This is a genomic window from Nakamurella lactea DSM 19367, from assembly GCF_000426645.1.
GTDB lineage: Bacteria > Actinomycetota > Actinomycetes > Mycobacteriales > Nakamurellaceae > Nakamurella > Nakamurella lactea.
Window position 1 is genome coordinate 289,260 of sequence record NZ_AUFT01000001.1, and the last position, 22,095, is coordinate 311,354.

Consider the following 22,095-nt stretch of genomic DNA (forward strand, 5'->3'; position numbering starts at 1 on the left):
CGGTCGTGAACTGGACACCCGCTCAGTAAAGTAACCATCGGCAACGCTGCCGACACCCATGGGAGACCCCGATGACGAACCTTTCGCTGACGACCTCGGCACCTACCTCGATCAAGGCCGAGGCGCTGATCGTCGGAGTGCACTCCAGTGACGAGGGGCCGTTCCTGCTGCAGGCGCCGACTCCGCTCTCCCCCTGGGATGACGTCGCCGCGGCTGCCGCGTTGGCCGGCCTGACCGGGGCCGTCGGCGAGGTGGCGACGCTGCCCGGCGGCGACTGGGTGGCGGCCGAACGGGTGGTCCTGGTCGGACTCGGCGAACCCGAAAAGCTGACCGGGGAACGAGTCCGCAAGGCGGCCGGCGTCGCCTCAAGGGCGGTTGCCGGCCTCGGCACCGTCGCGTCCACCCTTTCGGCGATCGACCTGACCGCGGCGGCCGAGGGTCACCTGTTGGGCGGCTACCTGTTCGAGGCGTACAAGGGCGCGACCAAGGCCCCGGTGAAGGCCATCCGGTTGATCGTCCCGAGTGCGGCGAAGCCGGCAAAGGAAGAACTGCGCCGGGCCGAGATCACCGCCGAGGCGGTCGGCCTGGCCCGCGACCTGATCAACACCGCACCGAACGACCTGTATCCCGCTTCGTTCGCCGACCGGGCCGCCGCCGCCGCCCAGACCGCCGGGCTCAAGGTGCAGGTGCTGGACGAGAAGGCGCTGGTCAAGGGTGGATACGGCGGCGTCATGGCCGTCGGGCAGGGGTCGACCCGACCGCCGCGGCTGGTGCGGATCAGCTACCGACCGAGCCGACCGAAGGCCTCGGTCGCGCTGGTCGGCAAGGGCATCACCTTCGACTCCGGTGGTCTGTCGATCAAGCCCGGTGCCGGCATGGAACACATGACCTCGGACATGTCCGGCGCCGCCTGCGTGGTCGCGACGGTGATCGCCGCCGCCGCGCTGAAGCTGCCGCTGACGGTCACCGCGACCGTGCCGTTGGCCGAGAACATGCCATCGGGCGGCGCCTACCGGCCGGCCGACGTGCTCACCCACTACGCACCTAAGGGCGAGCGACCCAAGACTTCTCACATCCTGAACACGGACGCCGAAGGTCGGCTGATCCTGGCCGATGCGATCGTCAGGGCCTGTGAGGACAAGCCGGACTACCTGCTGGAGGCGGCCACCCTGACCGGCGCCCAGGTGGTGGCGCTCGGCGAGCGGACGATGGGCGTGATGGGCACCGAGGCGCTCCGCGACCGCGTCGCCGAGTTGGCCCGCCAGTGCGGCGAGGGCGGCTGGGCGATGCCGCTGCCGGAGGAACTGCGGACCCAGTTGGACTCCTACCTTGCCGACCTGCAGAACGTCGGCACCGGCAGGGCAGGCGGCATGCTGATCGCCGGCCACTACCTGTCGGAGTTCGTCGCCGACGGGGTGCAGTGGGCGCATCTGGACGTAGCCGGCCCGGCGTTCAACACCGGCAAGACCTACGGCTACACCCCGCAGGGCGGCACCGGCGTCCCGGTCCGCACGCTGTTGGCGACGCTGGCCGACATCGCGGCGCGGTAACCGGCGCGGCGCGGGCAGCGCCGGCCGGCCCGCGCCGGCCCTCGCCGGGGCCTGGTCAGTCCCCCAACGCCTCCCGCTCGGCGCGCTCCCGCAAGATGGTCTGACGGCGGGAGTAGTCACGCATCCGCTGCGGGTAGCCGACCACCGTGGCGTCGTAGATCGGTAGCGCGTGCTTGCGGGCGAACGATCTGGCCGCGTCCGGCGAGGCCACCCGGCGGCGGGTGAACTCGCCGTCGTGCGCCACCAGCAGGATCGAGTTCTCGGTGACCGAGGTTCGCGGTTCGACGTAGACCTCGATGCCGCGGCGGGCCGTGATCCACTCCTGGAGCGCGTCGGCGGCAGCCCGGTTCTCGGCCTTCGACGGCGTCGATCCACCCTGCGAACCACGCCTGAATCGGGCGAACACACTCATCCCTGCCTCCGGGTCGTTGGGGCGTGCAGACCTCCAGTGTTCCGCAAGGCCCCGCGCCGTGCCTCGGTTGCCGTGGGGTGGAAGGATGGAGGATGCGCCGAGCGCGGGGTGAACCCCCGCCCGGCGCCGCTGTGCGGACAGCAGCCCGCGGCGATCCTCGAGTGACGTGCAAGGAGCCTTCCCCACCATGACGGATACCAACGTCGACCTGGTCGTTCTCGGCGGCGGGACCGCCGGCTATGCCGCGGCCATCAGAGCCGCCGAGCTCGGCTCGAAGGTGGTGTTGATCGACAAGGACAAGGTCGGCGGCACCTGCCTGCACCGGGGCTGCATCCCGACCAAGACCCTGCTGCACGCCGCCGAGGTGGCGGACGAGGCCAAGGAGGCGGCGGCCGTCGGTCTCAAGGTCACCTACGAGGGCGTCGACATCGAGGGCCTGCACAAGTACAAGGACGGCATCGTCGCCAAGCATTACAAGGGCCTGCAGGGCATCCTCAAATCGCACGGGATCACCACGGTCCAGGGCGAGGGCACCTTCGTCGGACCGAACACCGTGGTGGTCGGCGACGACCGCTACATCGGCACCAACGTGATCCTGGCCACCGGCTCCTACTCGAAGAGCCTGCCCGGCCTGGACATCACCGGCCGGGTGATCACCAGCGAGCAGGCCCTCGGCCTGCAGTGGATCCCGGAGAAGGCGATCGTCCTCGGCGGCGGCGTGATCGGCGTCGAGTTCGCCTCGGTCTGGGCCTCCTTCGGCGCCGAGGTCACCGTCGTCGAGGCGCTGCCATCACTGGCGCCGGCCGAGGACGCCTGGGTCGGCAAGCAGCTGGAGCGGGCGTTCCGCAAACGCAAGATCAACTTCAAGACCGGGGTCAAGTTCTCCGGCGTCACCCAGGACGATTCCGGCGTCACGGTCACCCTGGAGACCGGTGACGAGCTGAAGGCCGACCTGCTGCTGGTCGCCGTCGGCCGCGGCGCCGCCACCGACGGCACCGGGTTCGCCGAGGCCGGCGTCACCATGGACCGTGGCTTCGTGATCACCGATGAGCGCTGCCGGACCAACCTGCCGAACGTGTTCGCCATCGGCGACATCGTGCCCGGCCTGCAGTTGGCCCACCGCGGGTTCCAGCAGGGCATCTTCGTCGCCGAGGACATCGCCGGGCTCAACCCCGTCGTCATCCCGGAGAAGAACATCCCGCGGGTCACCTACTGCGATCCGCAGATCGCCTCCGTCGGGCTCACCGAGGCCAAGGCCAAGGAGGAGTTCGGTGACGACCAGGTGGAGAGCTACGTCTACAACCTGGCGGGCAACGGCAAGTCCGACATCCTGCGCACCTCCGGCGGCATCAAGGCGGTCCGGGTGAAGGACGGCCCGGTGGTCGGCGTGCACATGGTCGGCGGCCGGATCGGCGAGATCCTCGGTGAGGCTCAGCTGATCGTCGGCTGGGAGGCGCACCCGGAGGACGTCGCTCCGATGCTGCATGCCCACCCGACCCAGTACGAGGCACTCGGCGAGACCATGCTGGCGATGGCCGGCAAGCCGTTGCACGGCGCCCACTGACCGACCGACAAGCACAGAAACAGGCAGGAGAACCAGATGTCGCAGTCCGTGCAGATGCCGGCCCTCGGCGAGAGCGTCACCGAAGGGACCGTCACCCGCTGGCTCAAGGCCGAGGGTGACCAGGTGGCGGTCGACGAGCCGTTGCTGGAGGTGTCCACCGACAAGGTGGACACCGAGATCCCGTCGCCGGTGGCCGGCACCCTGGAGAAGATCCTGGTCGCCGAGGACGAGACCGCCGAGGTGGGAGCGGATCTCGCGCTGATCGGTGACGGCAGCGGCGGCGGTGACAGCGCGGCTGACGCAGCGTCGGCGGCCGAGCCGGAGTCGGCCCCAGAGTCCGAGTCGGCCCCAGAGCCGGACGCCGCCCCTGAGCCCGAGGCCGCTCCGGCCGAGCAGGCCGCGCCGGCCGAGGCGCCGTCCACCGAGGCCGCCGCTCCGGCGGAGAAGCCGGCCGACGGTTCCGGCGGTGGTGGCAGCGGCACTCCGGTGACGCTGCCGGCGATGGGCGAGTCCGTCACCGAGGGCACCGTCACCCGCTGGCTCAAGGCCGTCGGTGACGAGGTCGCGGTCGACGAACCGCTGCTGGAGGTCTCCACCGACAAGGTCGACACCGAGGTGCCGTCGCCGGTGGCCGGCACCCTGCTGGAGATCAGCGTGCAGGAGGACGAGACTGTCGAGGTCGGTGGGCAGCTCGCGGTGATCGGCAGCGCCGGCGCCGCACCGGCCGCCGAAGCCACTGCCCCGCAACAGGAATCGGCGCCACCGGCGTCGGAACCGGCAGCCGCATCAGCACCAGCGGCGGCACCCGTACCCGCACCCGCGGCGGCACCCGCGCCAGCACCGGCACCCGCAGCAGCACCGGCACCGGCACCGGCACCCGCAGCAGCGGCACCTGCACCCGCCGCACCGGTGGCGAGCCCGACCGAGTCGCTGGCCCCGAAGAACGATGCCGGGGGCGCGTACGTCACCCCGGTGATCCGCAAGCTGGCCGCGGACAACGGCGTCGACCTGTCCACCGTCAGCGGTAGCGGCGTCGGCGGCCGGATCCGTCGCGAGGACGTGGTCAAGGCGGCGGAGGCGGCCAAGGCGGCCGCAGCCACCCCGGCGGCTGCCGCCGGCGCACCCGCGCGGTCCGGATCCGGTGCCCCGGTGCCGGACGAAGCGGCAACGGCGCTGATCGGCACCACGGTGAAGACACCACGGATCCGCCAGGTGATCGCCAAGAACATGGTGGCGGCGCTGCAGACCGCGGCGCAGCTCACCTCGGTGATCGAGGTCGATGTCACCAGGGTGGCGAACCTGCGGGCGAAGGCGAAGAAGGCGTTCGAGGCCCGCGAGGGCGTCAAGCTGTCCTTCCTGCCGTTCTTCGTCAAGGCGGCGGTCGAAGCGGCGAAGGTCTACCCGATCATCAACTCGACGCTGTCGGACGACCTGAAGCAGATCACCTACCACCCGACGGTCAACCTAGGGATGGCTGTCGATACCCCGCGGGGTCTGGTCGTGCCGGTGATCAAGAATGCCGACGACCTGAACCTGCCGGGGATCGCCCGCAAGATCGCCGATCTGGCAGAACGCACCCGCAGCAACAAGATCGGGCCGGACGAGTTGTCCGGCGGCACCTTCTCGCTGACCAACACCGGTAGCGTCGGCGCCCTGTTCGACACGGCGATCTTCACCCCGCCACAGTCGGCGATCCTGATCACCGGTGCCGTGGTGAAGCGGCCGGTCGTGGTGCCGGACGCCGACGGCAACGACACCATCGCGATCCGGTCGATGGCCTACCTGGCGCTCAGCTACGACCACCGCAACGTCGACGGCGCCGACGCGGCCCGCTTCCTCGGCGCGGTGAAGAAGCGCATCGAGGGCGGCGAGTTCGAGGGCGACCTCGGCCTGTAACCGGGTGCGAGCTCGTCCTCCGGGACAGGTTCGCAACGCCATCAGTGGTTCGCAACGCCCGTGACGGTTGCGAACCACTGGAAGCGTTGCGAACCTCCGGCAATGGGCCGCGCGGCAGACCGCGCCTTGGCCCCGCGGCAGGCCGCGCCCAGCGGCGCGGCGAGCTCAGTGCTCGTACGGATCCGACGGCTGGGCGACCTGCTGGACGTTGGTCACCCGCGCCTGCGGCACGTAGTCGTTGTCGGCACCGCCGGTGCCGGAGACGCCGGTGACCACCGCCGCCACCCAGGTGTTCACCGCGAACGGCGGGTCGCCGTCGACGTGGATGCGGATCGGGTTGGCGTCGGCGGCGCAGCAGGAGATGGCCAGCCGGGCGATGGTGTAACCCCCGTGATACCCGGATCCGGCCGGCGCAATGAAGCCGACCACGGTCACCGGGGTGGTGCTCACCGAGTCGTCGGCGTCGTACAGCGTCCGCAGGACGAAGTCCTTGATGGTGATGACCGGGTCGGGGCCGGTCGGCAGCGGATCGAACGACATCGTCCGGCGGCCCGAGCTGTCCTCGGCGCTGCCGCTGCCGTCGTTCGGCGCGTATCCGTCGTACTTGGTGGCCGCGGCCGGCGCCGCCTCCATGCCGGCGATCGCCTGCGAACCGGCGTTGCGGGCCACCGCATCTGCCCCCAGCGCTGACGGCGCCACCAACACCAGGATCAGCGACGGCACCAGAATCAGCCACGGCGCCCGCGAGTGTCGGTGCGAGTGACCGTGGGCATCCACCTCCACCTCGGCTCCACCCTCGGCTGTCGTGGCCGGGCGGGTGGTGCCCTCCGACTCACGGCGGGCACCCAGCACGATCTGGACCAGCGACAGCACCCCGATCACGATCAGCACGATCCCGCCGATCAGGATCAGCGGTCCGAAACCCGGTTTGACGTACGAGGTGTAGCGCCCCGATGCGGTGATGCCGACCAGGGTGCCGCCCAACAGGGTGACGACGATCGACTGCGCCTCCTTGTTCACCGGTCCCTCCCCAGGCCCATGGTCGCTGTCATGTGCCCAGCCCCCAGAACAGCAGCCCGACTCCGCTGCCGACCACGACAGCGACGACGAACGTCAGCGGCGCGAACCTGATGGCGAACCGGCGGCCGAAGGTGCCGGCCTGCAGCGCGGCGAGTTTGACGTCGATCGCCGGCCCGACGGTGAGGAACACCAGCTTGCCGACCATCGGGATGGTGGTGAACGACGCGGCGACGAAAGCATCCGCCTCGCTGCACAGCGCCAGCATGAAGGCCAGCACCGCCATCAACGCCACCGACAACAGCACCGAGGAGCCGACGTGTTCCATCCACCTGGCCGGCACCAGCACCTTGAAGGTGGCTGCCACCGCGGCGCCCAGCACCAGGAAGCCGGCGGCCTGGGTGAAGTCGGTGCGCATGGTGGTCAGGAAGGTGGCGAAGCCGCGGGCATCCTCGTCGGCTCCGGACTTGAGCCGCGGCGCCAACCATTCCGGCCGGCCGATCCGTTCCCAGATCCAGCCGACCACCACTGCCGTCAGCAGACCCGCCACCAGCCGGGCCCAGGCCATCCGGTGATCGGTGGAGAAGGCCACCGCGGTGGCCACCAGTACCACCGGGTTGATCGCCGGCGCCGACAGCAGGAACGCCAGCGCCGCCGACGGTCGGACCCCACGGTCCATCAGGCGATTGGCGATCGGCACCGAGCCGCACTCGCAGCCGGGCAGCAGGACGCCACAGGCGCCGGCCGCCGGCACCGCCAGGGCGGCCTGTTGCGGCAGAATGCGGCGGAAGAAGCTGGCCGGAACGTACGCGGCGATCGCCCCGGAAACGACGACGCCGAGCACCAGGAACGGCACCGCCTGCACGCAGACCGCAACGAAAACCGTTGACCAGGTACGCATTCCGGGTGCGGAGAACAGGCTCTCCAGCGGCCCGCGCAACACGATCCCGGCGAGCAGCACCACCCCGAGGATCTCCAGCGAGCCCGGTCGGTACCGCCTGCGGGTGGCCGGCGGTCGTTCGGTGGTCGCCGTCACGCAGACTCCTGCCCCGCGCCGCCCGGACCTTCTGTCTTGACCCCGCCGAAGCGCCGGTCGCGGGAGGCGTAGATCTCGCAGGCGCCCCACAGGTCGCGGCGGTCGAAGTCGGGAAAGAGCTTGTCCAGGAAGACCATCTCGGCATAGGTGGATTCCCAGAGCAGAAAGTTGCTGAACCGCTGCTCGCCGGAGGACCGGATGAACAGGTCGACGTCGGGCATGTCCGGCACGTACAGGTAGTGCGCCAGCATCTTCTCGTCCACCTTCTTCGGGTCGATCAGGCCGGCAACCGCATCCCGGGCGATGGCTCTGGCCGCATCGGCGATCTCGGCGCGGCCGCCGTAGTTCACGCACATGGTCAGAGTCAGGACGTCGTTGCCGGTCGTGAGTTGCTCGGCGGCCTCCAATTCGTGCAGAACGCTTCGCCACAGCCGCGGTTTGCGGCCGGCCCACTGCACCTTGACCCCGAGTTCGTTCATCTCGACCCGGCGGTGACGGATGGTCTCCCGGCTGTAGCCCATCAGGAAACGCACCTCGCCGGCCGACCGGCGCCAGTTCTCGGTGGAGAACACATAAGCCGACAGGTGTCGGACGCCGATCTCGATGCAGCCCTTGACGACCTCCATCAGCTGGGCCTCGCCGGCCTTGTGGCCCTCGGTGCGGGAGAGCCCCCTGGCTCTGGCCCACCGTCCGTTGCCGTCCATCACGATCGCGACATGGTTCGGCACCAACTCGGCGGGAATGACGGGCGGACGGGCTCCGCTGGGATGCGGCTCCGGTTGCCGGGTCATCCGGTGACCTCGGCGGCCGCCACGGCAGCGCTGATCGGCTGTTCCGCGTCGCTGTCCAGGTCCACCCCGATGGCTTCGTCCGGTCGGCTCCGATCCACCAGCGGCAGCGACCGAAGGCCGCGTTCCAGGTGGTACTGCAGCAGCGCGGCGACCAGTCCCGATGCCTCCCGCCGGTGGGCCGTGGCGGCGGCGTTCGCGGTCGACCAGTCTCCGTCGGCCAATGCGGCCATCAGTTCCATGGTGGACGGCGCGGGCCGGGCGGCTCCGACGGATCGGCAGTTCTGGCAGAGCAGGCCGCCGGCCGCGATGTGGAACGCGGCATGCGGCCCCGGCGAGCTGCACCGGGCGCACTCGATCAGGGCCGGTGCCCAGCCGGCCAGCGCCATCGCCCGCAGCAGGAACGAGTCCAGCACCAGTGACGGATCGCGACCGACCTCGGTCAACGCCCGCAGCGCCGAGACCAGCAGCAGGTACAGCCGCAGGCTCGGTTCCCGTTCCTCGGCGGTGAGCCGCTCCGCGGTCTCGACGATCGCGGTGGCCGCGGTGTACCGCCCGTAATCGGCCGCCAGTACGCCGCCGAAGGCGTCCAACGATTCCGCCTGGGTGACGATGTCCAGGTTGCGTCCGGCGTAGAGCTGCAGCTCGACGTGGTTGAACGGCTCGAGCCGACCACCGAACCGGCTCTTGGTGCGGCGCACGCCCTTCGCGACCGCCCGCACCCGGCCGGTATGCCTGGTGAGCAGGGTGACGATCCGGTCGGCCTCGCCGAGCTTCGTCACCCGTAGGACGACGCCCGAATCGCGGTAGGTGCTCACCCGCTCCATGGTGCCACCGGGCGCCGTCATCCCGGCGCAGGTTGCGGTGCATGGCACCGGCGGGGCGTCCGCTGCGTCGGAACCGCGATCGCGGGCTCGCATGATCGACTGTTCCCGCACGTCCGATCAGGAGGATGACGATGACAGCTCCGTGGGATCCGAACCAGCCCGGACGCCCGGCGCAACAGCAGTACCCCGGGCAGGGCCACCCGGCGGCCCAGCCACCGGCCGCCGAGTTCGCGGCCCACCGCGGTAACGGCCGGCTGCTCGCCGGCATTGCCATCGGGTTGGTCGCTGCGGTGCTGGTCGGGGCGGTGCTGGTGTTCACCAAGGTGATCGGCTTCCGCGCCGACGACGCGCCGGACGGCCCCGACACCACCCCGATCTCCCTGCCTGCGCAGCTCGGCGGTTTCAGCGATCAACTCGACGCGGCGAAGGAGCGGGCGAAGGACTCGAGCGATCCGGAGAAGGCGGTCGCGGGGATAGCAACCCGGCTGAGCCACTCCTACCCACTCACCACGAAGCGCTATCAGCAGGCGTTCGGCGGCGCGGCGGTGGCCGTTCGCAGCTACGCCGACCGCGACGTGATGTTCCTGCCGACCGTGATCGCCGTCCGGGCGCCGTCGCCGGGTCTGGCCTTCGGCGTGGTCTCGGATCCTGCCGACCTGGGAGTCGCCGCCGCCCCCGGGGTGCAGATCATCGTGCAGGACGACCAGGTCGATTGCGTGCAGTACGCGGTCCAAACGGTCAAGCAGGGCGAGCAGGTCGATCCGGAGGACCTGACGACCACCATGTGCCATCGGGCGAACGATGCCCTCACCGTGTACGTCCAGGGCGTCGGGAGTGGTGCCACCGGGCGTTCGCAGATGGTCGAGCTGACCAACGCTGCCTTCCGGTCGGTGACCGGAGAAACCGGTTGAGTCACACCCGGACCCGCTCGACGATTCCGGTTCGAACGGCGGCGGCTGACCGCGTCATCCCGGCCCGGGGTCGGTGACCTGCACAGACGTCGCTGACGACGATGCCACAGCACGTCGGCACCCCGCGGTGGACTAGCCTGATCACTGACGCTGGGCGCGGCCGGTCGTCGGGGCAACTGCCGCGAGCACAACTGTGCAGCCCACAGCCCTGCTGACGCTACGAGGCGGTGCCATGGTTTCGACTCCTGAGGTGCGAGCTGCCCAGCCGGACGACGCGCTGGCGTTCGCCACCTGCCACCTGGCGTGCTGGCGTGAGGCCTATGGCGAACTGTGGGGGCAGGAACGGTTCGCCGAGATGGATGTCGAGAAGATGGCCCGGCGCCGTCGTCAGGAGATCGAGGACGGCACCGCGACGCACGTGCTGGCAGAGGCCGACGGCGAGGTGGTCGCGGTCGCGATCTCCGGGCCGTCCAGGGACGAGGACGATCCCGCGCCGCAGGAGTTGTACGCCAGTTACGTCCGCAAGGCCTACCAGGGCAGCGGGGTCGCGGATGCCCTGCTCGCCGCGACCATCGGCGACCGGCCGGCCGCGCTCTGGGTGTACCGCGACAATCCCCGGGCCACGGCGTTCTATGTGAACCACGGCTTCATCCCGGACGGCTCGGAGCGCACCGATTCCGAGGGCATCCTGGAGATCCGGATGGTCCGCAACGGCGGTCGCCCGGACTGACCCGGCCGCCCGTCGGCCGGGTGTCCTGGTTCTCGGGCTGCCTACCTCACCCGGCGAGGTAGGCGACGAACCGGCGCACCTGGCCGGGTGAGGTGAGCCGGACACACGGCAGTCCGCCGGCCCGACCGGCGGCCTCTGCCTCGACGGCCTTCCGGTGGTAGGCGGCCCGCTCGGTCCAGGCCCACAGGATGACGTTCTGGTGCGGGTCGTTCCATCGAATCAGGTTGCTGAGGGGTTCGGTGTTGCCGTTCCACAGTTCCTCACGGCCGACGGTGCGACGCAGGGTCCGGATGATGACCCGCGACATGGTCCGCCGGCTCGGCAGGTCCAGTGCGATCCGCAGGTCCGCCCGCTGCGCAACCAGCGTTCCCAGCAGGCTCCCGTAGTTGCCGTCCACCACCCAGCCGGGTCCGGCGGTCGCCCGGCGCACCGCGGCCCGGAACTGTTCCGGTTCGGCCGGCGTCCAGTTCGGGCCGTGGTGCAGCCCGTCCAGCTCGACGTGCGGCACCCGCAGCCGGCCGGCGAGGGTGCGCGCCAACGTCGTCTTGCCGACACCGGACGAACCGGTGATCCAGATCCGGGACACGGCGCAGGAGCTTACGCAGCTCGTCGGTTCGCGGGGACGGCGGCTACGCTCGCAGCCAGCGAATCGACGGAAGGGACGCTGATGGGGCCGTTGACCTGGGCGCCGCGTGCGGTGCTGATCGGCGCACTGGCGATGTGCCTGTCGACCACCGGCTGCGCGACCCATATCGCCGGAACGGCCGAGCGCGACGCCGCTTCGTCAGCGACCGCACCGCCGTCCACCGCACCGTCATCGGCTGCGGCGCCGACGAACTCGACTCTGGACCCACGGCCGACCGATCCGGCCGGCACCGGACAGCCGACACCGCCGACGGGCGTCCAACAGAGCTGTTTGGAGCTGGCTGCCATCGCCCAGCAGTTCAACACCCACATCCTGCAGAAGTGGCAGAGCGGGGAGGTCACTGCGAAGGACGTGGCCGCGGTCTTCTCCGCGGCGAACGCCGCCAAGATCCCCGCCGACTATCGGGACGACTGGGCGGACCTCAAGACGATCTCCGCGCAACTGGTCGGAAAACGACCGACGGACGTCGCCTCGCTGTTGCCCCGGTTCGAGGCGGCCATCGAGAAATTGACGAACACCTTGACCGACGAGTGCGGCCAAGGCTGAACCCTGCTGGGCCGGTGTCGCAGGGCAACAGCCGCAGGGGCGCACCGGTCCCCGGGCGGGAACCGATGCAGGACCCGGTGGATCAGGCCGACTTCTCCCGCGGAGTGCGCTTCTGCGGCCGCGGCACGATGGTCGGCAGTACGTTCTCCCGCACCGTCTTCTCCGTCACCACAACGCTTTCCACGTCGTCACGGCCCGGCACCTCGTACATCGCCTGCAGCAGCACTTCTTCCATGATGGCCCGCAGACCGCGGGCGCCGGTGCCGCGCAGGATCGCCTCGTCGGCGATCGCCTCGAGCGCCTCCGGCTCGAAGTCCAGCTTCACGCCGTCCATCTCGAACATCCGGTGGTATTGCTTGGTGAGCGCGTCCCGCGGGTCGGTCAGGATGGAGATCAGCGATTCCTTGTCCAGGTGGGTCACCGAGGCGACCACCGGCAGCCGACCGATGAACTCCGGAATCAGGCCGAACTTGATCAGGTCCTCGGGCATGACGTCGGAGAAGATGTCGCTGGCGTCGATGTCGTACTTACTGCGCACCTCACCGGTGAAGCCGAGGCCGCGCTTGCCGACCCGCTCGCCGATGATCTTCTCCAGGCCGGCGAACGCCCCGGCAACGATGAACAGCACGTTCGTGGTGTCGATCTGGATGAACTCCTGGTGCGGGTGCTTCCGGCCGCCCTGCGGCGGCACCGACGCCTGGGTGCCCTCCAGGATTTTCAGCAGGGCCTGCTGCACGCCCTCGCCGGAGACGTCCCGGGTGATCGACGGGTTCTCCGACTTGCGGGCGATCTTGTCGACCTCGTCGATGTAGACGATGCCGGTCTCGGCCCGCTTGACGTCGTAATCGGCGGCCTGGATGAGCTTGAGCAGGATGTTCTCGACGTCTTCGCCGACGTAACCGGCCTCGGTCAGTGCGGTGGCATCGGCAATGGCGAACGGTACGTTCAGCATCTTGGCCAGCGTCTGCGCGAGATAGGTCTTGCCGCAACCGGTCGGCCCGAGCATCAGAATGTTCGACTTGGCCAGTTCGACCGGTTCGGGCCCGCGGTCCGGACCCGCCTGGATGCGCTTGTAATGGTTGTAGACGGCGACCGAGAGCGCCTTCTTGGCGGTGTCCTGACCGATCACGTACTGGTCGAGGTACTCCCGGATCGCTACTGGTTTGGGCAGTTCGTCCAGTTTTACGTCGTTGGTCTCGGCGAGCTCTTCTTCGATGATCTCGTTGCACAGGTCGATGCACTCGTCGCAGATGTAGACGCCCGGTCCCGCAATGAGTTTCCGTACCTGCTTCTGGCTCTTTCCGCAGAAGGAGCACTTGAGCAGGTCTCCCCCGTCACCAATGCGTGCCATGAGCCCTCTCGATCATCTGGTCGCTGGTCGTCAGTTCGCTGCCGGAACTCCCGCCGGTCAACGGTGGCCACCGATGTGCCCGCCGCTCCCCGACAATCCGACGGTAGCTGATGTCACCGCGCCCTGAACGGATTCGCCGATCACGACACGGACACGACCTACGCCCCCGACGCGCGGTCTCACTGGTCAATAGTGCCCGCGTCGGCCGTTCCTGCACCGTGCGGACAGGACTCCAGCCTATCGGTCGCCGGGCGCGACCGCAGTACCAATTCGGCCGCCGCTGCCCAGGGCAGCGACGGCCCGGCCATCGGTGATCAGGCCTCGATCTTGCGGTAGGGCAGCACGTCGTCGATCAGGCCGTACACCTTCGCCTCGTCGGCGGTCAGGATCTTGTCCCGGTCGATGTCGGCCCGCACCTCTTCGACCGACTTCTTGGAGTGCCGGGCCAACAGATCCTCCAGGATCGCCCGCATCCGCTGGATCTCCTTGGCCTGGATCTCCAGGTCGGACACCTGGCCGTAGACACCCTCGGTGGCCGGCTGGTGAATGAGGATCCGCGAGTTCGGCAGCGCCATCCGCTTTCCTGGGGTGCCGGCGGCCAGCAGCACCGCGGCGGCCGAGGCGGCCTGGCCGAGGCAGACCGTGCGGACGTGCGGGCGGACGAACTGCATGGTGTCGTAGATCGCCGTCATCGAGGTGAACGAGCCACCAGGCGAGTTGATGTACATGATGATCTCGCGGTCCGGATCATTGGACTCGAGCGTCAACAGCTGGGCCATCACGTCGTTCGCCGAGGCGTCGTCGATCTGCACGCCGAGGAAGATGATCCGCTCTTCGAACAGCTTGTTGTACGGGTTCGACTCCTTGACGCCGTAGCTGGTGCGCTCGACGAAGGACGGCAGGATGTAGCGCGACTGCGGCAGCTGCAACGCCCCGCCGGCCGGCCCCTGACCTGCGCCGTACGCCGCACCGTTCGGATATCCGTTGTGGGTCATGGTGTTTCGTTCCTTGTCTGGTCGCTCGACGGCGGGTCAGTCGGATGCCGGATTGGCCGGATTGTCGGCAGCCCTGGCCACCACGCGGTCGATGAACCCGTATTCCAGCGCCTCCTGCGCGGTGAACCACCGGTCACGATCGGAGTCGGTGACGATCCGCTCCACCGATTGTCCGGTGTGCTGGGCGATCAGCTCGGCCATCTCCTTCTTGGAGTTGTTGAGCATGTCGGCCTGGATCGCGATGTCGGCAGCCGTGCCGCCGACACCGGCGCTGGGCTGGTGCATCAGGATCCGGGCGTGCGGCAGCGCCGCCCGCTTGCCGGGGGTGCCGGCGGTGAGCAGGAACTGCCCCATCGAGGCGGCCAGCCCCATCGCGGTGGTGGCCACGTCCGGCTCGATCAGCTGCATGGTGTCGTAGATCGCCATGCCCGCGGTGACACTGCCGCCGGGAGAGTTGATGTAGAAGGTGATGTCCTTCTCCGGATCCTCCGCGGCCAGCAGCAGCAGCTGGCTGACGATCTCGTTCGCGTTCGAGTCCTTGACCTCGGAGCCGAGCAGGATGATGCGCTCGCGCAGCAGGCGTTCGGACACCGAGTCCGAGAGGTTGAGGCCCGGGGTACCGCGCATGACGGCCGGCAGGACTCCGGAGGTGTCGGTGGCGGCGATGGCGTTCACGGCTGCCATCGGGTGACGGTCGGTCACTGCTGCTCCTTCGATCGGTGACGCGGTGTTCGGCGAACTCTCGTCCGCCCTGCTCTCGACACTAACGACGGGAACCCGTCGACGATGCCCGGTTGCCCGATTGTTCGCTCACGGCGTGAGCTGGGGCTCAGCACCGTGGGCGAACGGGTCAGTCCTTGTCGGTGTCGTCAGCCGTATCGGTGTCGGTGTCCTCGGCGTCGGTGTCGGCCTCGTCGGCCTCGGTGGCGGCGTCGGTGTCGGCGTCGGTGTCGGCGTCGGTGTCGGCGTCGTCGGCCGACTCGATGCTGCCGTCGATGGTCACCGGACCCCCGGCCTCTTCTTCGTCAACCGTCTCGACACCGAACAACTCGTCGATGTCCAACACGTTCCCGGACGCGTCCGTCACCGTGGCTTTGGCGACCGCGCCGGCCAGCGCCTTGCCGCGCCGGACATCGGCGAAGATGCTGCCGAGCTGATCGGCCTCCTGCAGCCGCTGGAAATACTCATCGGGCGCCAGCCCGAACCGCTGCGCGTTGTAGATCACCCGCTGGGTGAACTCCTCCTGGGTCACCCCGACGTCCTCGGCCTCGGCCATCGCGTCCAGCAGCAACTGGGTGCGAACCGCTTCCTCGGCCGACTCGCGCAGCTCGGCGTCGAACTCCTCGCGGGTCTTGCCCTCGCCCTCGATGTAGGTGTTGAGAGCGTCCTCGTCGTGGTTGAACGAGTGCACCGCGTCGTGCGCGCGGACCTCGATCTCGGAGTTGAGAACGCCTTCCGGGACGGGGATCTCGGTCATCGCGAGCAAGGCCTCGAGCACCTTGTCGCGGGCTGCGGCGCCCTGCGACATGCTCTTCACCCGACGGATCCGATCGGCCAGGTCGGCCCGCAGCTCCTCCGCGGTGTCGAATTCGCTGGCCAGCTGGGCGAACTCGTCGTCGACCTCCGGCAGCACCTTCTCCGAGACCTTCTTGACGGTCACCAGCACGTCGGCGTCCTGGCCCGCGTAGTCCCCGGCCACCAGCTTGGTGCTGAACGTCTTGCTCTCACCGGCCGACATCCCGGTGACGGCCTCGTCGACACCGTCGACCAGATCGTCGGAGCCGACGGTGTAGCTCAGGTCGTCGGCGGTCGCCTCGGCGATGTCGTTGCCGTCGACCGACGCACGCAGGTCGATCGAGATCAGATCGCCGTCGGCGGCCGGCCGCTCGACGACGGTCGTGGTGGAGAACCGCTGACGCAACGAGTCGACCTGTTCGGCGATGTCGTCGTCGGTCACCTCGATGTCGTCGACGGTGACGGACACCTCACCGACCGCGGGCAGGGTGATCTCCGGGCGGATGTCCACCTCGGCGGTGAACTCCAGCGTCTCGTGGTCCTCCAGCTTGGTGACTTCGATCTCGGGCTGGCCGAGCGGGTTCAGCTCGTTCTGCTGGACGGCCTCGCCGTACTTGCCCGGGATGGCCTCATTGACCACCTCGGACAGGATCGCGCCGCGGCCCAGCCTGGCCTCCAGGATCTTCGGCGGGACCTTCCCCTTGCGGAAGCCGGGAATGTTGACCTGTCCGGCCATCGCCTTGTAGGCGGCGGCGAACTGCGGTTCGAGCTCGTCGAACGGAACCTCGACGGTGAGCTTCACCCGGGTCGGGTTCAGGGTCTCGACAGTGCTCTTCACGCTGATATCTCCTCAGGGGTACGTCTGGTGGTGGTGAACGCAGGCATGCGGACAGGCTCGTGACGAAACCCCGTCTGGAGGTCCGGTGACGAGCCGTTTCGTCGATTCTAGGGGAACTCCGGCAGTGCTCGGGCGCGGGAGCCGTCGGCGGCCCACCGCCCTACGGTGGAGACGTGCCCAATCGCTTGCGCCACAGCCTCAGCCCCTACCTGCTGCAGCATGCCGACAATCCGGTCGATTGGTGGCAGTGGGGGCCGGACGCGCTGGCCGAGGCCAGGCGCAGGGACGTGCCGCTACTGATCTCCGTCGGCTACGCCGCCTGCCACTGGTGCCATGTGATGGCGCACGAGTCGTTCGAGGACTCCGAGGTGGCGGCGGCGATCAACGCGCACACCGTCCCGATCAAGGTGGATCGGGAGGAACGACCCGACATCGACTCGGTGTACATGCAGGCGACGGTCGCAATGACCGGCCAGGGTGGCTGGCCGATGACCGTGTTCGCGGCCCCCGACGGCACACCGTTCCACGCCGGCACCTACTACCCACGCGAGCAACTGCTGCGGCTGCTGGCCGCCGTCGACGAGGCCTGGACCCACCGACGCGCGGAGGTGCTCGCCCAGGGCAACGCCATCGTCGACGCCTGCTCGACTGGCGGGCCGGCGCTCACCGACGTGACCAGGGTCTGCCCGGTCGGCGGGCCTTGCCCACCGGTGGCGCCGGTGGACAGCAGGAAGCTGGATGCTGCGGCCGCCGCCCTGCTGCGCGACATCGACCCGGTGAACGGCGGATTCCGCGGCGCCCCGAAGTTCCCGACCCAGCCGGCGCTGCAGTTCCTGCTTGCCCAGCATCACCGCACCGGTGACGGAGCAACGCTGACCGCAGTCGCCAGGACCGGGGAACGGATGGCTCGCGGCGGCATCCACGACCAGCTGGCCGGTGGATTCGCCCGGTACAGCGTCGATGCGACCTGGACGGTTCCGCACTTCGAGAAAATGCTCTACGACAACGCCCTGCTGCTGTCCACCTACCTGGACCTGTTCGAGGCGACCGGCCGGGAGTACTTCGGCGGGGTGGCGGACGGCATCGCCCGTTTCCTCATCGAGGATCTGGGCACCCCGGAGGGCGGCTTCGCGGCCGCACTGGATGCCGATACCGGCGGCGTCGAGGGCGCGACCTACGTCTGGACGCCCCAGCAGCTGTCCGAGGTGCTCGGCGAGTCGGACGGCAACTGGGCGGCCGAGGTGTTCGGGGTGAGCCCCGCCGGTACCTTCGAGGCCGGCAGTAGCGTGCTCCGGCTGCCTGAAGATCCGCTCGACGCCGGCCTGTTCAGCAGCGTCAAGAAGCGACTGCTCGCGGCGAGAAGAGAACGGCCGCAACCGCTTCAGGACGACAAGGTGGTGGCCTGCTGGAACGGGCTGACGATCGTTGCACTCACCCGTTACGCCACCGTTCGCGGATCGGACCTGGCCGACGCGGCGGCCGAGCGCGCCGCCGAGTTGCTGCGCGACGTGCACCTGGCCGACGGTCGGGTGGCCAGGGTCTCTCGCCACGGACGCGTGGGTACGGCGGCCGGCATCCTGGAGGACCAGGCGGCAGTGGCCGGTGCCTTCCTGGCCCGAAGCCGATCGGCCGGCGGGGCCGGCGAACACTGGGCGGCGGCCGCCCGATCAGTAGTGGATGCGATGCTCGCCCACTTCGTCGACGAGGCCGGCCGGTTCCAGGACACCGCGGACGACGCCGAGATCCTCGCCTACGCCAGGACCGACGTCACGGACGGGCCCACACCCTCAGGCACCGCGCTGGCCGCTGATGTGCTGCTGGCCTTCGCCGCCGCCACCGGGGACGCCGGCTTCGACGACCAGCTCTGGCGAACGCTGGCCGGCGCGTCGGAAATCATCTCGGAACACCCGCGGTTCGCGGCCGGCCTGGCCGCGGTGGCCGAGCGGGCCGCCCGCTGACCCGGTCATGGAGCGGATGACGGGAATCGAACCCGCGTCATCAGTTTGGAAGACTGAGGCTCTACCATTGAGCTACATCCGCGCTGTGCACCATTGACGGCGCTGGATCATCTTAGCCGGTCGCCCCGGGTGCCTCGTGCACGCTAAGGTTCAGCGGTCGCGGGGTGTGGCGCAGCTTGGTAGCGCGTCCGCTTTGGGAGCGGAAGGCCGTGGGTTCAAATCCCGCCACCCCGACGTAGGAGTGGTGACGGGATTTGAACAAATCCTGGGCCCCTGGCCGAGCGGAGCGAGGCTAGGGACCACCCCGACCAACCGAGTCAGTGATGGGTGGAAAGTGCCCGGGCCGAATCGGTCGTCCGGTGGCCGGCCGTCGTCCCCCGCACCACCAGCCGGGTCGGCACGACCTTCGATTCGATCGGCTCACCGGCCATGGCAGCCAACAGCATCTCCGCCGCCAGCCTCCCCTGTTCGCGAACCGGTTGCTCGACCGTGGTCAGGCCGAACAACCGGGCCATGTCGTGCCCGTCGACCCCGACGACGGACAGCTCGTCGGGAATGTTCACGCCGGCCGCCCGGATCCGGTGGACCAGACCCATCGCCACCTCGTCGCTGGCGCAGACGATCGCGGTGGGCCGCGAGGCGGCCGCCAACCACATTTCGGCGACGCGCTCCCCCGCGCTCACGGTGAAGTCGCCGGGGTAGACGTCCTGGGCGAACTGTTCCAGCCCGGCGGCGGCCAGGGCCTGACTCAATCCGGCTCGCCGGTCCTCGGCAACCGGCATGTGCGGTACGTCGTCCGGCTCACCGCCAGCGAATCCGATCCTGGTGTGCCCCAATGAGATCAGATGTTCGGCCGCAGTCCGTCCGACCGCCACGTCGTCGATCGCGACCGCGGCGCTGTTGGCCGGCCCCGGGCCGATCAGCACCGTCTGCAGGTGCGTCGAGGCGAGCCGGGAGATGGCGGCCGAGACCCAGGGCAGGTTCAGGATCAGCAGGCCGTCGACGCGCTTGGCCAGCATCCGTAGCTTCGGTTTCGGCAGGTCGTGGTCCGGGTCGGCGGCGAACAGCAGTACGTCGTAGCCGCTGCGGGCGAACACCTGGTTGGCGCCCTCGATCGCCGCTGTGAAGAACCAGCGCGTCACCCAGGGCGCCAGGATGCCGACCGTCCTGGTCCGGCCGGTGGGCAGCGCCGCCGCGGTCGGCGACGCCACGTAGCCAAGGCTCTCGGCCGCATGCACGACGGCGTTCCGGGTCGCGACCGAGACCCCGGGCAACCCCCGCAACGCGCGGGAGACCGTGGTCGCCGAGACCCCGGCTGCCCTGGCCACCTCCAGAATGCCCGTCACCGCATGACCTTCCGAACGCTCGTGGCCACCGGAACCGTCCGATCCCGGTTCCGGGCTCAGCCCTTGACCGAACCGGCCAGGAGCCCTCGGACGAAGAACCGCTGGAGCGACAGGAACACGATCAGCGGGACCACCGTGGCCAGGATTGCCGCAGCCGGCAGGATGTTGCCCGCCTGCGAGAACTGGGTCGTCAGCCCCTGGATGCCCTTGGTGATCGGCGAGGTGTTGTCGCCGGAGAAGGTCAACGCGACCAGCAGGTCGTTCCACACCCAGAGGAACTGGAAGATGCCGAACGCCACGATCGCCGGGACCAGCAGCGGCATCAGCACCCGCACAAAGATGGTCACGTGGCCGGCGCCGTCCACCCTGGCCGCCTCGATCAGCGAACCGGGGATCTCCTTCATGAAGTTGTGCAGCAGGAAGATCGCCAATGGCAGACCGAAAATGGTGTGCGACAACCAGATCGACCAGAACGACTGATTCAGGCCGAACTTGCTGTACAGCGTGAGCAGCGGGATCAGCGCCACCTGGATGGGCACGACCTGCATGGCGAACACGGCGACGAACAGCACGTTCTTGCCCTTGAACGGGATCCACGCGAAAGCGTAGGCCGCCAGCAACGCCAGGGTGATCGGGATGATCACGGCCGGCAGGGTGATGATCACCGAGTTCAGAATGAACTCGTACAGCGGGGTGGATCCGTTCCCGTTCCAGGCATTCGAGTAGTTGCTGAGGGTGAAACTACCGTCAACGCCCCAGAAATGCCACCAACCGCTGGTCGTCGGTGCCGGGTCGGCGCGGGTGGAGTTGATCAGTAGGCCGAAGGTGGGGATCGTCCACAGCACGGCGATCACCACCGCGATCAGCGATGCCCACGGCGACGAGAGCTTGGTCTTGGCCTCCTGGGCCCGCAGTTGCGCCTTGAGCTTGCGCGGGCTCTGCTGCGGCTCGACCAGCAGCGGCGGGGTGGTTGTCGTCATCGGATCTCATCTGCCTTCCGCATCTGCCGAACATTGAAGACGATCACCGGGATCACCACGATGAAGATCAGCACCGCGAACGCGCCTGCCCTGCCCGGTTGCTGGACGGCCAGTTGGTTGTAGAACGCGTTGGCCAGGATGTTGTTCGACGGCAGGTTGCCGCCCATCACGTTGACGATGTCGAACGTCTTGAGTGAGGCGATGGCGACCGTCGTCAGTACCACCACAAGAGTCGGCCGGATGGTCGGCAGGGTCACCGAGAAGAACAGCCGCGGACCGGTGGCACCGTCGATCTTGGCAGCCTCGACGATGTCGTCCGGAACCGCCTTGATCGCCGCCGACAGGATCGTCATGGCGAATCCGGCCTGGATCCAGATCATCACCACGATCAGCGCGAAGGTGCCGGTGGGGTATTTCGTGATCCAGTTCTGCGGAGACATTCCGACCACGTCCACCAGGGCGTTCAGCAGGCCGACCTGCTCCTTCCCCGTCGGAGCCGGCGCCAAGTAGACGAACTTCCAGATCACCGACGCGGCGACCATCGAGATCGCGGTCGGCAGGAAGATCAGGGCCTTCGCCAACGCCTCACCGCGGGTCCGATCGACCAGGGTCGCGTACACGAGACCGAACGCGGTGGCCAGGATCGGCACCAGAAAGATCCACAGCACCGTGTTGATGAGCATGTGCTCATTCGCCTTGGTGAACACCCTGGCGTAGTTGTCGAATCCCACCCAACCGGCGGAGTCGCCGGCCGCATTGGCGCCTTGGAACGAGGCGATGATGGTCCGGATTCCCGACCACAGCAGGCCGACCGACAGGGCGACGACCACCGGGCCGAGGAAGCCGGCCAGCAGCACGCCCTTGGGGATCCGTGGCCGGTCGATGATCCACAGGATCAGCCCCATCACGACCACGAACAGCAGGATCGCCAGGAACATGACGAGGATCTTCTGGCCGGCACTCGACGGTGCGAAGACCGCATTGACCAGCCAGCCGTGCGACTTCTGGTTGTCATAGAACAACCCGGAGCCGCCCTTGGACTGCAGCGTCATCACGATCAGCGCGATGATCACCACGCCGATCAGGAACCAGACCAGGTAACTGATCCAACCCCGGCCCTGGTCTTCATTCGACCGTCGGGACTCGACCGGCGCAGGTCCCGGGCGGATGTCGGTGTGGGTCACGTCAA

General features: G+C 68.8%; 20 protein-coding genes and 2 tRNA genes. 8 read left to right on the plus strand and 14 right to left on the minus strand.

The features are described from left to right. Positions 1-71 precede the first annotated feature (71 nt). Positions 72-1,550 (plus strand): leucyl aminopeptidase, encoded by a 1,479-nt coding sequence (locus K340_RS0101505; RefSeq protein WP_029135403.1) that lies wholly within the window; start codon positions 72-74, stop codon positions 1,548-1,550. Positions 1,551-1,605: 55 nt separating this feature from the next. Here K340_RS0101505 and K340_RS0101510 read toward each other — a convergent pair whose 3' ends face one another. Then, complete coding sequence (locus K340_RS0101510) at positions 1,606-1,962, minus strand: hypothetical protein (RefSeq protein WP_029135404.1); 357 nt, start codon at positions 1,960-1,962, stop codon at positions 1,606-1,608. Positions 1,963-2,149: 187 nt separating this feature from the next. Between K340_RS0101510 and lpdA the strand changes: the two genes are divergently transcribed. Together lpdA and sucB are read left to right on the plus strand one after the other, a co-directional pair. Next, positions 2,150-3,526: a dihydrolipoyl dehydrogenase gene (lpdA, locus tag K340_RS0101515; RefSeq protein ID WP_029135405.1), complete on the plus strand. Its 1,377-nt coding sequence runs from the start codon at positions 2,150-2,152 to the stop codon at positions 3,524-3,526. Between the two features lie 36 nt (positions 3,527-3,562). Next, positions 3,563-5,422, plus strand: coding sequence for a 2-oxoglutarate dehydrogenase, E2 component, dihydrolipoamide succinyltransferase (gene sucB, locus K340_RS0101520; protein ID WP_029135406.1), 1,860 nt, complete (start codon positions 3,563-3,565; stop codon positions 5,420-5,422). A gap of 165 nt (positions 5,423-5,587) precedes the next feature. Here the strand turns inward: sucB and K340_RS0101525 are convergent, their stop codons facing one another. From K340_RS0101525 to recO, 4 genes are read right to left on the minus strand one after another with little or no spacing between them, the layout of a single operon-like run. Then, positions 5,588-6,442, minus strand: coding sequence for a TIGR03943 family putative permease subunit (locus K340_RS0101525; protein WP_029135407.1), 855 nt, complete (start codon positions 6,440-6,442; stop codon positions 5,588-5,590). 28 nt (positions 6,443-6,470) lie between these two features. Further along, positions 6,471-7,475: a permease gene (locus K340_RS26705; RefSeq protein ID WP_037362189.1), complete on the minus strand. Its 1,005-nt coding sequence runs from the start codon at positions 7,473-7,475 to the stop codon at positions 6,471-6,473. Then, positions 7,472-8,266, minus strand: coding sequence for an isoprenyl transferase (locus K340_RS26710; RefSeq protein ID WP_051264770.1), 795 nt, complete (start codon positions 8,264-8,266; stop codon positions 7,472-7,474). The genes K340_RS26705 and K340_RS26710 overlap by 4 nt, the downstream gene beginning before the upstream one ends. After that, a complete protein-coding gene (gene recO, locus K340_RS26715) occupies positions 8,263-9,081 on the minus strand; it encodes a DNA repair protein RecO (protein ID WP_037362416.1) in 819 nt (272 codons plus the stop codon). Before recO ends, K340_RS26710 begins: the two co-directional genes overlap by 4 nt. A gap of 140 nt (positions 9,082-9,221) precedes the next feature. On the opposite strand from recO, the gene K340_RS0101545 reads away from it, so the two are divergent. Together K340_RS0101545 and K340_RS0101550 are read left to right on the plus strand one after the other, a co-directional pair. Then, a complete protein-coding gene (locus K340_RS0101545; protein ID WP_154674011.1) occupies positions 9,222-10,001 on the plus strand; it encodes a hypothetical protein in 780 nt (259 codons plus the stop codon). A 232-nt stretch (positions 10,002-10,233) separates the two neighbouring features. Continuing rightward, positions 10,234-10,731 (plus strand): GNAT family N-acetyltransferase, encoded by a 498-nt coding sequence (locus K340_RS0101550; protein WP_029135409.1) that lies wholly within the window; start codon positions 10,234-10,236, stop codon positions 10,729-10,731. Between the two features lie 46 nt (positions 10,732-10,777). On the opposite strand, the gene K340_RS0101555 is transcribed toward K340_RS0101550, so the two are convergent. After that, positions 10,778-11,317 carry an AAA family ATPase gene (locus K340_RS0101555; RefSeq protein WP_029135410.1) on the minus strand — a complete coding sequence of 180 codons (540 nt, stop codon included), beginning with the start codon at positions 11,315-11,317 and terminating at the stop codon, positions 10,778-10,780. Between the two features lie 81 nt (positions 11,318-11,398). On the opposite strand from K340_RS0101555, the gene K340_RS0101560 reads away from it, so the two are divergent. Continuing rightward, positions 11,399-11,923 (plus strand): hypothetical protein, encoded by a 525-nt coding sequence (locus K340_RS0101560; RefSeq protein ID WP_029135411.1) that lies wholly within the window; start codon positions 11,399-11,401, stop codon positions 11,921-11,923. 82 nt (positions 11,924-12,005) lie between these two features. Here K340_RS0101560 and clpX read toward each other — a convergent pair whose 3' ends face one another. The 4 genes from clpX to tig form a co-directional block, all read right to left on the minus strand. Beyond that, entirely contained in the window at positions 12,006-13,274 is a 1,269-nt protein-coding gene (gene clpX / locus K340_RS0101565; RefSeq protein ID WP_029135412.1) for an ATP-dependent Clp protease ATP-binding subunit ClpX, read from the minus strand. A gap of 314 nt (positions 13,275-13,588) precedes the next feature. Beyond that, entirely contained in the window at positions 13,589-14,269 is a 681-nt protein-coding gene (locus K340_RS0101570) for an ATP-dependent Clp protease proteolytic subunit (RefSeq protein ID WP_084613915.1), read from the minus strand. Positions 14,270-14,305: 36 nt separating this feature from the next. After that, entirely contained in the window at positions 14,306-14,896 is a 591-nt protein-coding gene (locus tag K340_RS0101575; protein ID WP_037362418.1) for a ClpP family protease, read from the minus strand. A 223-nt stretch (positions 14,897-15,119) separates the two neighbouring features. Continuing rightward, positions 15,120-16,622, minus strand: a complete 1,503-nt coding sequence (tig, locus tag K340_RS0101580; RefSeq protein WP_029135415.1) for a trigger factor — start codon at positions 16,620-16,622, stop codon at positions 15,120-15,122. A gap of 173 nt (positions 16,623-16,795) precedes the next feature. Between tig and K340_RS26720 the strand changes: the two genes are divergently transcribed. Continuing rightward, positions 16,796-18,580 carry a thioredoxin domain-containing protein gene (locus K340_RS26720; protein WP_037362191.1) on the plus strand — a complete coding sequence of 595 codons (1,785 nt, stop codon included), beginning with the start codon at positions 16,796-16,798 and terminating at the stop codon, positions 18,578-18,580. An 8-nt stretch (positions 18,581-18,588) separates the two neighbouring features. Here K340_RS26720 and K340_RS0101590 read toward each other — a convergent pair. Beyond that, positions 18,589-18,662, minus strand: a tRNA-Gly gene (locus K340_RS0101590). A gap of 78 nt (positions 18,663-18,740) precedes the next feature. On the opposite strand from K340_RS0101590, the gene K340_RS0101595 reads away from it, so the two are divergent. Continuing rightward, positions 18,741-18,814: transfer RNA gene (locus tag K340_RS0101595), tRNA-Pro, on the plus strand. A gap of 83 nt (positions 18,815-18,897) precedes the next feature. On the opposite strand, the gene K340_RS0101600 is transcribed toward K340_RS0101595, so the two are convergent. The 3 genes from K340_RS0101600 to K340_RS0101610 are packed head-to-tail and all read right to left on the minus strand — an operon-like array spanning position 18,898 to position 22,090. Continuing rightward, a complete protein-coding gene (locus K340_RS0101600; RefSeq protein WP_029135416.1) occupies positions 18,898-19,926 on the minus strand; it encodes a LacI family DNA-binding transcriptional regulator in 1,029 nt (342 codons plus the stop codon). 56 nt (positions 19,927-19,982) lie between these two features. Next, positions 19,983-20,906: a carbohydrate ABC transporter permease gene (locus K340_RS0101605; protein ID WP_029135417.1), complete on the minus strand. Its 924-nt coding sequence runs from the start codon at positions 20,904-20,906 to the stop codon at positions 19,983-19,985. Next, positions 20,903-22,090: a carbohydrate ABC transporter permease gene (locus tag K340_RS0101610; RefSeq protein WP_245599395.1), complete on the minus strand. Its 1,188-nt coding sequence runs from the start codon at positions 22,088-22,090 to the stop codon at positions 20,903-20,905. The genes K340_RS0101605 and K340_RS0101610 overlap by 4 nt, the downstream gene beginning before the upstream one ends. Positions 22,091-22,095 lie beyond the last annotated feature (5 nt).